13 protein-coding genes are annotated in these 15,752 nt (G+C 66.9%); 9 read left to right on the top strand and 4 right to left on the bottom strand.

What is annotated here, in order from left to right; genetic code table 11:
* Positions 1-216: 216 nt before the first annotated feature.
* Complete coding sequence (locus V6Z91_RS02780; RefSeq protein WP_338766412.1) at positions 217-996, bottom strand: transposase; 780 nt, start codon at positions 994-996, stop codon at positions 217-219.
* 335 nt (positions 997-1,331) lie between these two features.
* Between V6Z91_RS02780 and V6Z91_RS02775 the strand changes: the two genes are divergently transcribed.
* Positions 1,332-2,345 carry an IS110 family transposase gene (locus V6Z91_RS02775; protein WP_338761801.1) on the top strand — a complete coding sequence of 338 codons (1,014 nt, stop codon included), beginning with the start codon at positions 1,332-1,334 and terminating at the stop codon, positions 2,343-2,345.
* A gap of 24 nt (positions 2,346-2,369) precedes the next feature.
* Here V6Z91_RS02775 and V6Z91_RS02770 read toward each other — a convergent pair whose 3' ends face one another.
* A complete protein-coding gene (locus V6Z91_RS02770) occupies positions 2,370-3,188 on the bottom strand; it encodes a TIM barrel protein (RefSeq protein ID WP_338766410.1) in 819 nt (272 codons plus the stop codon).
* On the bottom strand, positions 3,185-4,024 hold the full coding sequence (locus V6Z91_RS02765; RefSeq protein ID WP_338766408.1) for a phytanoyl-CoA dioxygenase family protein: 840 nt from the start codon (positions 4,022-4,024) through the stop codon (positions 3,185-3,187). Before V6Z91_RS02765 ends, V6Z91_RS02770 begins: the two co-directional genes overlap by 4 nt.
* A gap of 106 nt (positions 4,025-4,130) precedes the next feature.
* On the opposite strand from V6Z91_RS02765, the gene V6Z91_RS02760 reads away from it, so the two are divergent.
* Positions 4,131-5,081: a LysR family transcriptional regulator gene (locus V6Z91_RS02760; protein ID WP_338766406.1), complete on the top strand. Its 951-nt coding sequence runs from the start codon at positions 4,131-4,133 to the stop codon at positions 5,079-5,081.
* Here V6Z91_RS02760 and V6Z91_RS02755 read toward each other — a convergent pair.
* On the bottom strand, positions 5,054-6,079 hold the full coding sequence (locus V6Z91_RS02755) for a hypothetical protein (protein ID WP_338766403.1): 1,026 nt from the start codon (positions 6,077-6,079) through the stop codon (positions 5,054-5,056). The genes V6Z91_RS02760 and V6Z91_RS02755 overlap by 28 nt on opposite strands.
* Before the next feature lie 153 nt (positions 6,080-6,232).
* Between V6Z91_RS02755 and V6Z91_RS02750 the strand changes: the two genes are divergently transcribed.
* The 7 genes from V6Z91_RS02750 (at position 6,233) to V6Z91_RS02720 (ending at position 15,736) form a co-directional block, all read left to right on the top strand.
* The gene (locus V6Z91_RS02750) at positions 6,233-6,694 is read left to right on the top strand and encodes a hypothetical protein (protein WP_338766400.1); all 462 of its coding nucleotides are present in this window, start codon (positions 6,233-6,235) and stop codon (positions 6,692-6,694) included.
* Between the two features lie 111 nt (positions 6,695-6,805).
* On the top strand, positions 6,806-8,362 hold the full coding sequence (locus V6Z91_RS02745; RefSeq protein WP_338766398.1) for a hypothetical protein: 1,557 nt from the start codon (positions 6,806-6,808) through the stop codon (positions 8,360-8,362).
* The gene (locus tag V6Z91_RS02740; RefSeq protein ID WP_338766397.1) at positions 8,359-9,840 is read left to right on the top strand and encodes a hypothetical protein; all 1,482 of its coding nucleotides are present in this window, start codon (positions 8,359-8,361) and stop codon (positions 9,838-9,840) included. The genes V6Z91_RS02745 and V6Z91_RS02740 overlap by 4 nt, the downstream gene beginning before the upstream one ends.
* A 40-nt stretch (positions 9,841-9,880) precedes the next feature.
* Positions 9,881-10,351, top strand: coding sequence for a hypothetical protein (locus tag V6Z91_RS02735; RefSeq protein WP_338766395.1), 471 nt, complete (start codon positions 9,881-9,883; stop codon positions 10,349-10,351).
* A 3-nt stretch (positions 10,352-10,354) separates the two neighbouring features.
* Positions 10,355-13,972, top strand: a complete 3,618-nt coding sequence (locus tag V6Z91_RS02730) for a tubulin-like doman-containing protein (protein WP_338766393.1) — start codon at positions 10,355-10,357, stop codon at positions 13,970-13,972.
* Positions 13,973-13,975: 3 nt separating this feature from the next.
* On the top strand, positions 13,976-15,301 hold the full coding sequence (locus tag V6Z91_RS02725; protein ID WP_338766391.1) for a hypothetical protein: 1,326 nt from the start codon (positions 13,976-13,978) through the stop codon (positions 15,299-15,301).
* Positions 15,302-15,355: 54 nt separating this feature from the next.
* Complete coding sequence (locus V6Z91_RS02720) at positions 15,356-15,736, top strand: apolipophorin (protein WP_338766388.1); 381 nt, start codon at positions 15,356-15,358, stop codon at positions 15,734-15,736.
* Positions 15,737-15,752 lie beyond the last annotated feature (16 nt).

Raw genomic sequence — 15,752 nt, 5'->3', positions numbered from 1 at the left:
ACCAGCCCTGCGCGCCTGAGGCTGAGCTCGTGTCTCGTGGGGTCAGACCCCAGTGACACGGACTCGACAGCAATTAATGCCGAGTTCGTATCTCGTAGGGTCAGACCCCAGTGACACGGGCTCGACAGCAATTAGTGCCGAGTTCGTGTCTCGTAGGGTCAGACCCCAGTGACACGAGCTCAGCCGGTCCGCTGTGTACAGGAAGCAATGAAGGAGCTAACGATTCGACGAGGCGGCGGCGATGATCCTGCTAACCGTCCTGGTCGATAGATTGAAATGCCGCGCAATCTGATCGCGCGTATATCCGCGGCAAGCCCAGGCTGCCACGACAGCAGCATCGCGGCAAGCATGCTGGCGCTCCAGTTGTTCAAGGAGCGGTATCTCCATGTAGGCAGCATCGATGCTGACATATCGCTTCCCGCCGTAGCGAGAAGGCGGACGTTGTTTGTCGCCGGCATCTACAAATTCACGGTATGCGCGAATACGGTCTTGTCTTGTCGAGCCAGGAAATTGATCGAGGACCCAATCGCTGTTCAGCCACGCTGGCTTTTGCAATTTGCCGCTGGTGTGCAGATGTGTGCTCCAATGCCAATCGTCGGCATGCCTGACCAGGCGGGCGCGGATGGGATTCAAAACAACGTAGCGCAGCAGTTCGAGCAATTGTTCCTGATGGTCGACTAGCTCCGTGAAGAATCGCCCCTGGAAAACATGGCCAGTCAATCCATGACGCCAATTGAACTTCTGGGCGTAGTTGCCTTTCAGGTATTGCATCGCCCTCGAAATATTGGCATCGGGGGTTTCCAGCAAGAAGTGAAAGTGATTCGGCATCAGGCATAAGGCATAGACGACAAGATTGAATCGCGCAGCCGTATCGCCGTACAGCTTCATCATGATCTCGCGATCGCGATCGTCTACGAAGATGGTCGCCCGGCGATTGCCGCGCGACGTCACGTGATAAATCGCACCCGGGAATTGAATACGTTTCTGTCTGCTCATCCGGCTACGCTAGCATCGTGCGCGGCTGCAGCGCTGAGTTCGATCAGCAATAAACGTGCAACTTTCAACTGTCGAGCTCGTGTCTCGTAGGGTCAGACCCCAGTGACACGGCCTCGACAGTTACTAGTGCTGAGCTCGTGTCTCATGGGGTCTCGTATGATGATCCCGTCGGATCTTTGGCAAAATTACCGCTGAAGGAAACGGCCAGGCAGAGTGATGTCGATGGTGTCTAAGGCCAAGAGCCTGTGGGTCAGATTGGCGCCTCTGCCTGTTTTTCATTGTTAAGTCCGGACGGTATCTTAGGCTTCGAGCCTGCATACGAGGGTGGTCAACAAATGAATTTCGTAGGCACGCCAGTAGTAGGAATTGATGTCAGCAAAAGCAAACTGGATATAGCGTTGCTGAAGAATGGGAAGCTCAAGAGCAAAGTGCTTCCGAACAACAGGGACGGTTACGCAGAGCTGATAAAGTGGTTGAAGAATCAGGATGTTACGCTCGATGCGGTCCATATTTGCATGGAATCGACAGGCGTGTACAGCGAGCCTGTTGCCCTGGCATTGAGCGACATGGGCATGAAGGTCAGCGTCGTCAATCCTGCCAGCATCAAAGGATTTGGCCAGAGTCTAATCATCCGAAACAAAAACGACAAAGCTGATGCAGCTCTCATTGCGCGATACTGCGCAGCGATGAGCCCAGCGCTTTGGCAGGCCCCTTCGCACGAGCAGCGGCAATTGAGGGCTTGGAACGAGCATCTGGCATCGTTGAAAGACATTCGACAGCAACAGGCCAATCGTATCGAAGCACTTGAGTTTGCAAACCAGACCGAGGTGGCAGCTCACGCCAAGACGCACTTGGATTGGCTGGACAAACAAATCAAGCAGCTGGAGAACGATATCGATGATCACATCGATCGGCATCCGGATCTCCGGCACGATGCTGAGCTGATTGAGTCGATCCCAGGCCTTGGCCGCGGGACCGCGGCCAAGGTACTTGGTCGTGTGGGGAACCTGCGGCGCTTCGGCAGCGCCAAGGAACTGGCGGCCTACATTGGGGTGACGCCACGCCAGAGGCAATCAGGCAGCTCGGTGAGGGGTAGGACTACCATTACCAGAATGGGCTGTCGCGACCTGCGGGCAGCCCTATACATGCCAGCACTTACAGCGATCAGAAAGAACCCGCTGTTAAGGGAATTTGCAAACCGGCTGCAGTCAACAGGCATGGCTAAGATGGCTGTCATCGCTGCCGTCATGCGTAAGCTCGTGCACCAGATGTACGGCGTCGTCCGCTCAGGAAAGCCATTTGACCCGAATCACATGGGCAAAAGGCTTGCGGGTGAACACGGTATCTGACCCCACGAGACACGAGCTCAGCCGTTAGCGGTACCGCTCCCGCAGCAGCTTGGCCATCGCGACATTCAGCTCCCACGCATCCGCCACGAGCTCCTGGGTGTACGGCATCCGGAACGTGTACGGCGCGGGCCCGAATTCCGGGGTGATGGTCAGCACGGCGTCGCCGGCGGTGCGCCGCATGGTGACGATGCGGTCCCACCAGCCGAGGTGTGCGGCGAGTTCGACGGCGAATTCGGGGGCGCGGAAGTCGGGGACTTGCGGGCCTTGCGCGTGGCCCACGCGGGCGTGGATGTGCCGCACGCGCGGCAGCACGGCGTCGAGCGTCGAAGGCTGGTCTTCCAGCAGCGATTCGCAGGCGGTGCACCAGTGCGACAGGTCGGCCGTCAGGCGCAGGCCCGGCAGCCGCTCCAGGTAGGGCAGCAGCAGCATCGGATGGCCGGAGAAGCGGCTGCGGTGGATTTCGTGGACGATGGGCACGCCATGCTCGCGGGCGATCGCGTCGGCCAGCGCGATCAGTTCCTCGTTCTGCTCGCGGGTATAGTAATCCTTGCCCGTGTGCGAATTGACCAGCAGCGGCCGCGCCGCGCAAGCCCGCGTGAGCAGCGATTGCAGCGCGGTTCGGTGGGCGAAGAATTCACTGTGGAAGACGGTCTGCCATTGCGACACCACCAGGTCCAGCCGCGCATCGCCGATGCGCCGCAGCCAGTCCTCGCGTTCACCGGCATCGTCCGGCAGCGACATCTCGATGCCGTCGAATCCCGCGTCCACGACCCGCGCGATGAATTCGGCGGCCGGTACTTCGTTATTGCCCCACTGCGGGGCGAGGATGCGAATGGCGGTCACAGGAACCCTCGCACCGGGAACGCCTCGTCGCGCTGGATCCAGTTGCGCGGCGAGTAGACCGTGCGCCCGTCCGTCACGTGCAGCGTGTAGGCATGGCGCGACACGGGCGAGCGGTTCGGCGCGCTGTAGTGCGGCAGCAGCCCGTGGAAGCACACCAGCGCGCCGGCCTTGCATTCGAGCGGCACGGCGGTGCTGTCGTCCGGCCATGGCGTGCTGTCCAGCTTTTCGACGCCGATGTCGTCCCCGCTGCGCACGAAGCGCTCGCGCAGCGGCGTGCGGTGGCCGCCCGGCTCCGCCCACAGGCAGCCGTTTTCCAGGGTGGCGTCTTCCAGCGCGAACCAGAACGTGGTCACGCTGATCGGGTCCGTCTCGAAATACGTCGCATCCTGGTGCCAGCGCACTTCGCCGCCGATGCCGGGCTGCTTGAAGATATACATCGATTGCCACACCTGCGGCTGTTCCAGGCCCAGGTCATGCGCCACCTGCTGCAGGCGCGCGTCGGCCGAGAACGCGCGGAACGTGGGATCGAGGTCGTGCATCGCGTGGCCGATCTTGTTGATCGACAGTTCCTTCGCCTGGCGCAGCTGGCCGTCCGGGCCGAACGCCTCTTCCTCGAAGAAGCAGCGGATCGCGTTGTCCGAGCGGAGGAAGTATTCGTCGGCCTTCTTTTCCTGGTCCTTCGTGGTGAAGATGCCGCTGGCCACGGCCGGGTCGAAGGCGTCGACGATGCGCGCGGCGCCGGCGCGCAGCGCGGCGATCTCCTCGAGCGATTTAAAACCTGGAATGACCAGGAACCCGTCCCGTTGGTACTGCTTTTTCTGCGCCGCGCTCAGCATGGCATCCCTCCCGATAAGTAATGGCAGCGATTCTAAAGCGCGCCGGTGTCCACCGATACCCAGACAATGGTTGACACATTGTCGCCGAAATGAAGACAATGCCCGCATGGACCAATTGCGGGCAATGGAAATCTTCGTCGAGGTGGCCCGGCAGCGCAGCTTTTCGGCGGCGGCACGCCGGCTGGGGATGTCGCGCGCCATGGTGTCCAAGCATATCCTGCAACTGGAAGAAAGGCTGAATGCCCGCCTGCTGCACCGCTCCACCCGCGAAGTGAGTCTCACCGATGCGGGCCAGGCCTACCTTGCGCCCTGCGACGCGGCGGTACGGCAGGCGCAGGAAGCGGCGCGCATCGTCACGCAGGCGGGCGACGCGCTCGCCGGCCCGCTTCGCATCCAGGCGCCGTCCAGCTTCGGCGTCACCTGGCTGGCCGACGCGCTTGCGCGCTTCAGCCTGCCGCATCCGCAGCTGCAACCGCTGCTGCACGTGGACGATGCGCTGCTCGACCCGATCGCCCACGGCTTCGACCTCACGATCCGCGTCGGCGGCATCCCGGACAGCCGCGCGCTGGCCATCCGCCCCCTGGCGCCATGCCGCGCCGTGCTGTGCGCCTCCCTCGCTTACCTGGAACGGCACGGCGTGCCGCGAGAGCCCGACGACCTGGCGAGCCACCGCTGCCTGCACTTCTCGCACCTGACCGACGGCACGGCCTGGCATTTCGAGCGGGCCGGCGAGCGCCGCACGGTGCACGTGGATGCCGCCTTCACATCGAACAACGGCCTGGTGCTGCACCAGGCCGCGCTGCAAGGGCTGGGCATCGTCTACAGCACCACCTTCCTCGCATGGCGCGAGCTTCGGGCCGGCACGCTGTTACCGGTGTTGCAGGACTGGCAGCTGCCGCTCAATCACCTGTCGGCGCTGTACCCGGCCAGCGGCCGGCCGTCACCGAAGGTGCGCAAGCTGATCGATTTCCTCGTGGCCGAATACCAGCCCATGCCGCCGTGGGACGCGGCGTTACAGCCGCGCGCCCTTCAAACGGTCCACGCCCCATCCGCGTAGATCCGCTCGCCATCGAGATACACCCCCTCGGTCACGGCGAACACATCGACGTGATAGCGCGCATCCTTGCGCTTGAACTGCGGCTTCTGGTACTGCCCATGCTTGGCACCCAGCGACAGGTGCACGCCGCACATGCGCTCGTAGGTGCCGATATCGTCCACCGTGCGCTCGAAGGTGAAGGCGCGGTTCATGCCGAAGCCCAGCTCGCGCACCCACACGTCGCCCTCGTGGGCGCGGATAATGCCCAGCATCTCGTCGAACGCCGGCGTGCTGTTTTCCGCACCCACGACGCGGCCCTTTTCCACGATCATCGTGATGGGCTCGGCAGGGCGGTTGACGCGGAACGCCGTGTCGCCGAACACGAACACGCGTACGCGGCCATTCACCGCCTCCAGGTCGCGCGCCTCGGTGAACACCTCGCCGATCGGGAACAGCCCGCCCACGTTCTTCATCGCCGAGTAGTCGCCGATATTGAGCTTGGCTTCCTCGAACGGCGACGCATACGCCAGTTCACAACCATCGCCGCTGTCCACCACGCCGCCCCGCGCCCGGTCCAGCCGCGCCTTCAGCGCATGGCCCGTGCCGCGGAAATACGCCGGGTCGTAAGCCAGCGCGTCGATGTAGACGAGGCCCTGTTCCCCCGGCATGCGCGACAGGTGCAGGTGCTCGATCACCTTCAGGCCGCGCTGGAACAGCTCCATGCGGATCCGGTACTCGTTGAGGCGAAAGCTGGTCGTCTGGACCAGCACCACGAGGTCGCGCGGCGCCAGGTCGGCGAACGCGGCCAGCACCGCCTCGGGCGCCACGGCGTCGAAATCGATGAACGTGCCGTCGGGCAGGGCGCGCCGATACGCTTCCGTCAACACCGCGTTCAATTCGCTGCGGCGGTCGAACACCACCAGCGCCCGGTGGGCCGGCCCATGTCCGATCGCGTGGGCCAGCAGGTCGGCCACGTTGCGCGATGCCTGGTCGATGGCGGAAGGTGGAAAAGTCGTCATGATTGCTGGGAGGGTAAGAAAAACACAAAAGTGTTGCGGCAGGCGCATTATAAGTCGCGTGTTGCTTGTGGCCGGTCGGAACCCCAAGGTAGAATCGCCGAACATATATCCGCACGGCAATACCTGTAAGGCCGGCGCAACCACGGAGCAAAGATGAGCATTACGTTTGGCCAGGATCTGCCCCAGGAGCGGCCCGATGCGGATGGCCGCGCGGCACTGTTCGTGCCGAAGCCGGACATCAAGGAAGAAGTGCTGCAGGCACTGCGCCTCGGCGCGGCCGTGGTCGGCTTCGGCAACCATGACCGCAGCGTGACGATCTACTACGAGAGCAACCGCTTCAACGAACCCACGCTCGCCAAATGGGAACAGAAGGCCCGCAAGGCCTATGCGCGCCTCGTGGACGACCTGCCCACCACGTCGAAGATGACGACCAAGCTCGAGTACTTCGAGCAGGTGGGCTATATCAGCGGCAAGGGTATCAGCATCCGCCGCATGGAAAGCCTGAAGCGCTGGCTGGCGCAATCGGACGCCCTGGACACGGCGCCGGAGACCGAAACGGTTACCTGGGCCCTGCCGCCGCCACCGAAAAAATCCACGATCAACAACGACCTGTGACAAAACGCGCCGATCGGCTTCGATCTGGCGCGAATCCGGCTGAAAACGACGCCCCGCTCTCGAGTGGGGCGTTTGTTTTGGGTCGTGTCGGCACGTGCAAATGCGTTATGATTGACGCAACAGATTGCAATCGTGGACGGGGGATCGATGGATGAATGGTGGCGGGCCGGGGACAGCGTATGGCGCGAGGATGAAACGGCGTCCACGCGTTTCGTGCTCGAGGCCGTGCAGGGCGTGCCACGCATCGACTGGGACCTGGCGCGCGGCCGGCTGACCGATGTCGCGCTGCTGCTTGGCGCAGCGCTGCCCACCACCTGCGCGCATGCGGCCATCTTCCCTCCGGAATTCGCCTTTTGCCCGGAGTGCGGCGCCCAGTTGCACCACGCCCGGCCGGCGGGCCACGCCGCATGGTGGGGCCCAACCACGGGCACGTTGCCGCCCGCCGCGGCGCCGCTGCCCCGCCACGTGCCGCACGGCTTGCCGCAAACGGCCCTGCTGCTCGGCGAAGCGCTGGAAGAGCGCGAGCCGGAGCCGGCCGTGGGCCGGCCGGACTGGCGCATGCCGGCACCCCCGAACGCGGTGTGCGTGTTCGCCGCCGCCGATTTCGGCTTCGCGGCGCAGCGCCTCGTGGCGCTGGCCTACACGCGCAACGTGGTGCAGTACTGGGACCCGCCCGGCGCCCGCTGGCATGTGTTCACGGCCGAGGAAGGCGCTGCCGACCTGCATTTCACCGCGTCGGCCTATGCCTGGCTGCCGCCCACGGGGGGCGCCGCGCGCGGCGAGTTCGGCATGGTGCCCACCAACGGCGGCCTGTTCCGCCTGACCCTGAATCCGCTGGCCGAAAGCTGGCGCACCGAACCCGTCTTCCAGGCGCGCCTGGCCGCCAGCCCCGGTGGGGTCGGCCGCCGCATCGCCTGCCCGTTCGTCACGGCGGACGGCGTGCGCCTGTGGACGGCGCTGGCCGATGGCGCCGATCCGGAAGTGCTCGACATTGCATCGGGCGACCCCACCGTGCCGCTGCCGCATGGCGGCTGGTCGCGCCCGTTCAGCTACGACGGCCGCCTGCACTGGCTGCACGATGAAGGCCAGTTGCATTGGCGCCCCGGCCAGCCGCCGCGCTGGTTGCCGTGGCCCTTCCCGTGGGTGCCGCGCCTGCAGTTCGGCGGCCCGGTGCGCAGCCGCGACGGCCGCCTGTGGCTGATCGGGAACGATGGCGCCGGTTACTCGTTCCGGGCGCTGGGCGACGAAATGGGCGCGCCGCAGGTCGAACCCATCGACGGCGCCCGGCTGGGCTTCGGCACGCTGCTGTTCCGCCGCGGCCACCAGGTGAAGGACGATCCCTGGGCGGTCGAGGACGTGGAAGACCAGGCGCGCGGCGACGCGCTCGTGCTGCCCCTGCTCGAGGCGGTGTCGGCCACGCGCGACCAGCCTTCCGGGCTTGTGCTGCGCATGCCCGGATTTACCGGCCGCGCCGAGGCGGCGCTGGCCGGCGAACTCCTGCCGCGCACCTTCGTGGAATGGATCGGCCGCCAGAACGTGATCCTCGACGAGGTCGCGCGCCTGAAGAACCCCGGCGATTGCGTGCCCTTCGTATGGCACGGCAGCCTGTGGCTGCACCACCCCACGTGGAACGAGATCCGCGGCTGGCAGTTGAAGGAGCTCGCGTGACGCGCTGGCGGCAAGCCGGCCTGCTCGTCCTTGCGCTGTCGGCAACGTCCGCGCAGGCCGCTTCGCAGGTCTTCCTCGTGCAGAATTCCGGCTGGATGGAGCCGTTCTACACCGACCCGAAGTCGCCCTATAAGGCGCTGGTGACGGAAGTGGTGCAGGCCGCGATGGCACCAGGCGACGCGCTGGTGCTGGCCGCGTTCAACCAGGCCGTGCCCGGCGCGCCGTCGCCGCGCGCGCTGCTGGCGCAGCAGGGCAAGCCTGACCGCGCCAAGGTGCGCGCCGTGCTGGGCCCGCTCGAGGTGGGCCGCAAGCCCGGCGGCCGCGCGCTGGCGGACACGGACCTGGGCGAAGCCGTCGGCAGCGCCATCGACGGCGCGCTGGGCGGCAAGCCCGGCCTCGTCTGGCTGTTCACGAACAACCGCAACAGCCCGAACAACGACCAGGCCACGGCGCGCCGCAACCGCGAGTTCTACCAGCTGATCCACGAAGGCCAGGCGATCCGCAAGGCGCTGGCCTTTCCCTTGAAGATGCCGGTGCAGGGCGCGCAGTACAGCGCCGGCGGCCTGATGGTCTACGTGTTCGCCGTGCACGAGCAGGGCGAGCGCGAACTCGATACGCTGCTGGCCAGCGGCCGCCTGAAGGGCGTGATCACGGAAATGCCCGCGCGCCTGAAGCCGCTGGACCGGGACACGGTGCGCCTCGTGCCGGCCCGCGTGGAAAACACGCCGGGCGTGCGTTATGCCGTGCTGCCGAACGGGCGGCTGCGCGCCGAGATCGAGGCGGACAAGCCGGCAAGCGGGGATGCCCGCATCACCTGGCGCCTGGAAAACGCCATGTATCCGTACACGATCACGCAGGCCGACATCAGCGCGCAAGCCGCGCTGGCCGGCGAAGTGAAAGCGGTGGGCCTGAAGCCGGAAGCCGTGCGCGGCCTCGCGCCGGGCAAGCCGCAGCCGTTGGCGTCGGCCTTGAGCCTGCCGGTGGCGAACCTGCCCGGCAAGTGGTCGCTGGCCGCGCTGTCGACCGCCGGTTCGGCCCAGGTGATTCCCGGCCGCATTGAAGTGCGCCTCGCCAACCAGCGGCTCGAGCTGTCGCAGGGGTTCCGGCAGCGCATGGCCGAGCTGTTCCCAGGCGACCCGCTGCCGGACATTTTCACGCCGCCGGCACGGATCCAGGGTTCGCGCGCCGTGCTGCCCGTCGAAGTGCGGCTGCATTACGGCGCCGGCCCGCTGCTGGCCGCGATCGGCGGCCTGTTCGCCGTGCTGGCCGGTGCCGGCGCACTGGCCGTGGCGGCCACGCGGGGCAGGAAAGTCATCGTCAGCATCGATGGCGAACAGCGCACGCTGCGCACCAGGGCCGGCGCGAAGACGCCGCTGTACAACAGTGCCGGCGACCAGGTCGCCGAGCTCCATACATCGATGTTCGGACACCAGCTGGCGAATGTGCGCGAAGGCGCCAACGTCCATATTGGCAGATAACTTCGGCAGATAACGTCGGAAGATAAAACAGAGGAAAACCATGCAAGCCACCCAGACCCAGAGCGATCCCGGTTTCCGGATCCCGGACGATAAGTCGCCCGCCGGCGCGGTGCCGCCGAGCCAGCCCGCCGGCGGCGGCCTGTCCACCACGCCGCCCGCCGAAGGCACCACGGGAACCACCGGCATCGAAGTCGCGCCGGAAGGGCAGGCCCCGGTCACCGACACGTCCACGCGCGACATCGCCATCGGCGGCGCCGTGTTCCTGTTCCTGCTGGTCGTGTTCTTCTTCGCCCGCAACGCCTTCGCCAACCACCTGGTGCGCCGGCGCGTGGCGCCGTCGTCGGCCGACACAGCCGGCTGGCTGCTGTTCTTCGGCCTCGCGTTCCTGTCCGCCGCCGTGGTGCTGGGCTTCGTCAATTCCACGAAGTTCCTGAACGTGGCGATCACCGGCACCTTGCTGGTGTTCGGCATCGCGGCGATTGCCGGCGCGCTGTTTACGGGCCGGAGGTAAGCCGTGGACCCGATCGGTAAGAAGACCGAACTCAAGGTCGACCTGCGGCCCACGCTGTTCATCGGCGCCGGCGGCACGGGCATGGAAGTGATGATGCGCATCCGCCGCCGCATCCTGTCGGCCGTGTGGAACCGCCACCACCCGACGCGGGTGGAATCGATCGGCGAATTCCCCGTCGCGCGCTTCCTGCACATCGACCTCGACAGCGGCGCCGTCATCGACGAAGGGAAATCGCAGCGCACCGACCCGTGGTACGAGCTGGTCAAGCTGGGCGACGAGGAACGCCTGGTCGAACCCATCGACCTGCAGCAGTACCACGAATCGGACGACAGCCTGGCCCGTTTTCCGCTGATCGAAAGCTGGATGCCGCTGCGCCCGAAGAAGCTGCGTTCGCTGGGCATCGACCCGTCGCTGGGCGCCGGCCAGATCCGCGCCGTGGCGCGGCTGTACCTGTTCGACAAGTACCCGAAGCTGCGCGGCCGCATCAAGGGGGCGCTGAACTTCCTCGCCTCGAACGCGGGCATCGAGCGAAAGGACAATTACCAAAGGCTGGGCCTGCAGGTCGACACGTCGAAGTTCCGCATCGTCGTCATCGCCTCGAACGCCGGCGGCACCGGTGCCGGCACGGCGCTGGACCTGGGCTGGCTGGCCAAGGCGATCGCCCGGCAGGAAGTGTCGGACAGCCAGGTGGACCTGGTGATGTTCATGCCCACCGGCTACGCACGCGCCAACAAGGAACGCACCGAGGCGAACGCCTATGCCACGCTGATGGAAATGGAAACGGCCATGCGCGACATGAACGCGCAGGTGCGCTGGGCCGACCCGGACAGCCTGGCCGGCCGCGGCGCGCCGTTCGACGACGTGTACTTCGTCGATACGGCGAACCTGGCCAACAAGGCCACGCAGGACGTGAAGGACGTCTACCAGATGGTGGCCGATTCGCTGTTCGAGGATTTCGCCTCGGCCGATTTTGCCAACCGCAAGCGCTCGGTGGCCGTCAACCAGCAGCAGCACAAGCTGGGCCCGTTCAATCCGAAGGTGCCCGAGCAGCGCTTCGGCGACATGCGCCTGTCGTACTCGAAGGTGTATTCCGCCTTCGGCCAGGCCGTGCTCGACACGCAGCAGGGATTGCGCGACGATATCCGCGCCTACGAGCTGGCCGCGCTGATGGTGAAGGCCTTCTTCGGCATCATCGGGAAAGACGGCGCCCCGGCGCGGCGCGCCGGCGACAACGAGCGCGACGTGTTCATGCGCGAGCAGATGTGGCTGGCCGAGCGCCCGTTCGACGAATTCCCCGATTTCAAGAAGGGCACGGTGGAGGTGACGCCGTTCCAGGAATACGCGCTCACCGACCAGCTGTTGATGGACAAGGACCAGCGCTCGCTGCTGGAACGCGTGGAAGCGAAGGTGCAGGCCGAGATCGACCGCATCACCAGCGGCTACATTCTTACGGAGTGGCGCGCCAAGATCGCCGAGCTGCTGCCGCAGCTGGAGCGCGACGCGATCCGCGAGGCCGGCGCCATCGCCGAGACCAGCGAAGACCGCCTGAAGCGGCACACGCAGGAACTCGTGACGCGCCTGAAGGGCCGCGTGCGCGAGCGCCTGTACGCGCTGCTGGACGACCGCCGGCAGGGCGGCCTGGAATTCGTGCTGTCGCTGCTCGAGCAGATCAAGGCCCGCATCGCCCAGCGCGATATCCCGCGCATGGAGCACAACGAGCGCCGCTACCGCGAGATGCGCGATGCGCTGCGCACCCGCCAGGTCGAGGAATCGCTGAACAACCTGGCGCAGGCCGCCAACAAGTGGATCAATGCCGGCGCCCAGGCGCGCGAAGTGATCGTGCACCTGAAACGCGACATCGCCGACTACCTGCGCTTCCACCTGCTCTCCGTCACGGCCGGGCAATCGGCCGAGGTGCTGCGCCAGATGTCGGCCTGGCTGGGCGAGCCGAAGTCCGTGGACGAGCGGGGCCAGGCCGAATGGTCCGGCATCGCCGGCGAGTTCCAGGAAGGGCGGCGCTGCGTGGAAGCGATGCTGGGCACCGTCGACCAGCGGGTGGCGCAGCTGCGCGCCGATGCGCAGCACGACCATGCCACCTACATGAAGCTGGCGAACGACGAACCGCCGCCGCCCGTGAAGCTCAGCGGCGACGTGTCGGCATGGAGCGAGGAAGTGTTGCTGGAATTCGGCGGCTCGGCAAGGCTGTTCCCGCAGCTGAACGACGAGAAGCTGCGTTCGAACCTGTTGCTGAAACTGTTCCGCCGCGCGCAGACGCAGCTGTCGACCGAGGAGGCAGGGGCGGAACCTGTCGACCCGCTGCTGGAACGCCTGCTGGCGCTGTCCGTGCAGGAACGCCAGCGCGTGTTCACCGAGTGGCTCAAGAGTGCCATGCCGTGGGTGAATGCACGCTTCTCGGCCGAGTTCACGCCGGGCGCGGACCAGTTCAAGTGCTTCGTCGGCGTGGGCGACGTGAATGCCTGGAAGCGGCTGGAAGGCGAGATCCGGGCCGCCGCGCCCACCGGCTACTTCCACGGCGACCTGGTGAACATCGTCAATACGGGCGTGAAGGGCAGGGCGGTGTGCTATATCGAGCTGTCCGGCTACCCGATGACGGTGCTGCGCGGCCTGCCCACCTGGCGCACCTCGTACCAGATCGAGAACCCGAAGATCCCCACGCACCTGCACTTCGACGCCACACGGTTCCGCCATCCGATCGCGCCGGGCATGGATGAATTGAACCGGCTGGCCGACGACTATGAATGGTTCCTGCAAGCCGTCGCCATCGGCGTGTTGAAACGCAAGGCCGACCTGGCCGACCGCGAAGCGTCGTTCCAGCCGCGCGGCCAGTACCTGTTCGAGGTGGAGCAGGGCTCCGGCGAATGGCTGCAGGTCGGTAACGAATACGCGATCCGCTCGAACGGCCTGCCGTCGTATTACCGCGAGCAGATCATCGCCACCGTGCAGCAGCGCCTCGCGCGCATGGGGCCGCACCAGTTCCTGCTGCTGGCCGCGCTGATGCGGCATTACCAGCACCGCGTCTACCAGCCGCGCCTGGAAGTCGATGAAACCGGGGCGGAACTGCCGTCGCCGTCGCTGCCGAACATCACGGCCAAGCGGCTGCACGACGAATGGCTGCGCCGGGCACTGGCCGCCGAGCCGGCGCTGGGCGGCGCCCTGGACCGCGCGCTGGAACTGCTGCCGCAGTGGAGCGAGCCGGTGCCGGGATCGGCATCGGACGCCTACCAGTGGGAAGTGCAGCACAGCGTGGACAAGCGCGTGCCGCGCGCCGAATACCTGGCCGGGGACGCTGCCGCCCAGGCGCTGCTGGCCGGCGGCGTGTCGTTTGCCAAGGCGGCGCCGACGGCGTCCGGCACGCCGCCCACGGCGTCCAACGCCTTGTTCAAGGTGTTCGTGAATCGCACGCAGCAGGGGCCGTACACGGTGGCCGAGCTGGCCGAGCGCATCGCCCGCGGCGAGGTCACCGCCGCCACCAAGGCGTGGAACATGCGCTGGGTGCCGCACGTGGACCAGTGGCAGCCGGCGGGAGCGCTGGCGGAACTGGCGCCGCTGTTTGCCCAGGCCATTCCCGACCCCGTGGACGATATCCCGGACCCGGAGTAAAGCGTGGCCGAATACCATTGCATCAACGCGGCTTGCGGTCGCACCTTCCCGCGCGCCGTGCGCTTCTGCCCGTACTGCGGTACCGGGCAGGCGGGCGCGCCACGGAACGCGGCCACGCCTGCCCCCGCTTCTGCACCCGCCCCTGCGCCGGCGCCCGCACCTGCACCGGCGCCTGCACCCAGTCCGGCGCCTGTTCCGCCAGCCCCCGCGGCGGCACCGCCGGCGCCCGTGCCGCCCCGGCCGGCCGTACCCGCGCCGCCGGCGCCCGTGCCGCCATCGGAACGGCCGCCCGCCGCGCCCCCGGCGGCGCGCCCCGGCCCGACCGCGACGCAGGGTTACCGCCAGCCGCAGCCGACCGTGGGCGTGCCCCGCCCGCCGGGCGCGGGCATTCCGGGGGGGCCGTCGCTGCCGCCGGTGCGCAAGCCGGTCGGCAAGGCGACATGGTTCATGGTGGGCCTGTTGCTGGTGGCGATCTGGTTCCTGGCCAAGCCGGGCGACCCGACGAAGAAGCTGGACGACAAGGTCGACGACGCCGTCGCGCTCACGCAAGAGTGCAAGATCGGCGATGCCCGCGCGGCACTGGCCGAGCTGCGCGGCGCCAAGGCCAGCGCCGCGCAGCTGGGCCGCGTGCAAAAGGCGATTGCCGCCACCGCGCCCGCCTGCGAAAAGAAGGCACAGCGCGCCAAGGCCTGGAAGGATGCCCGCGCGGCGCTCGATTCGGCGCTGTCCGGCAATGCACTGGACAAGGCCTCGGCACGCCTGTCGGCCTTCGTCAAGCGCTGGAGCGAGGATGAAGACACCCGCGAGATGCGCGAGCGCATCGATGCGCGCCGGGTGGAAAAGCTGCTCGACGAAGCCGATACGTGCCTGGAGAAAAAGGATCGCGCCTGCGTGGAGGCGAAGCTGGACGCGGCCGAGAAGCTGCGCCGGCCGGAAGCGAAGGCGCGCATCGAGGCGCTGCGCGAGGCACTGTCGCGCATGCTGGAATCCACGCTGCTCGAAGGGCAGGGCAGCACGCAAGGCAGTGCACAAGGCGGCGGGCAGGCCGGCTATCCGCCGCCGCTGTCCGCCACGCCGCCGCGGCTGGCGACCGCCGCGGTGCAAGGCATGGGCGTGGCCAATCCGCCCGAAGTGCGGCGCCTGTACGCGCAAGCCGAGCGCGAGGTCGCCCAGGGCAACTACCGCAGCGCGATGGGCCTGGCCGGGCAGTGCGCCGCGCTCGGCGCGACCGAGTGTTCGGGCCTGCGCGAAAAGGCGGCCCGGCTGGAGCGTGAAATGCACGCCTGCGTGGGCAGCGGCCGCGAATGGGTCGGCGAGCGCTGCGAGTAGGTAAACCGCGCCGGCCGGCGAAGTTTGTTAAGCTGCCGCCCAAAGGAGGACAACATGCAACCCATATTCCGATTGACGACGGTGGCCGGCGCGCTGGCGCTGCTGCTCGCCCTGGCCGGTTGCCACAAGGACGACGACCGCCGCGTGGAAGGCCCGGCCGAGCGCGCCGGGCGCGAGCTCGACCAGGCCACCGAGAAGGCGGCCGAGCACCTGGAAAAGGCCCGCGAGGACTTCCAGGAAGCGGCCAAGGAAACGACGCGCGAGCTGGACGAGGCTGCGGAAAAAGCCAGCGAGCACCTGAGCAAGGCCGGCGATCAGCTGGACAAGGCGGCCGAGGTGGTGGGCGAGAAGCTCGAGCGGGCCGGCGAGAAAGTGCAGGCCAGCGCCGAGGCCGCGCGGCAGGACGAGGACGACGAGAAGGGCAAGGCGAAGTAGCCTGCCGCCAGGTTCA

Source organism: Massilia sp. METH4 (assembly GCF_037094685.1).
Lineage (GTDB): Bacteria > Pseudomonadota > Gammaproteobacteria > Burkholderiales > Burkholderiaceae_D > Rugamonas.
This window is presented reverse-complemented; position numbering and strand designations above follow the sequence as displayed.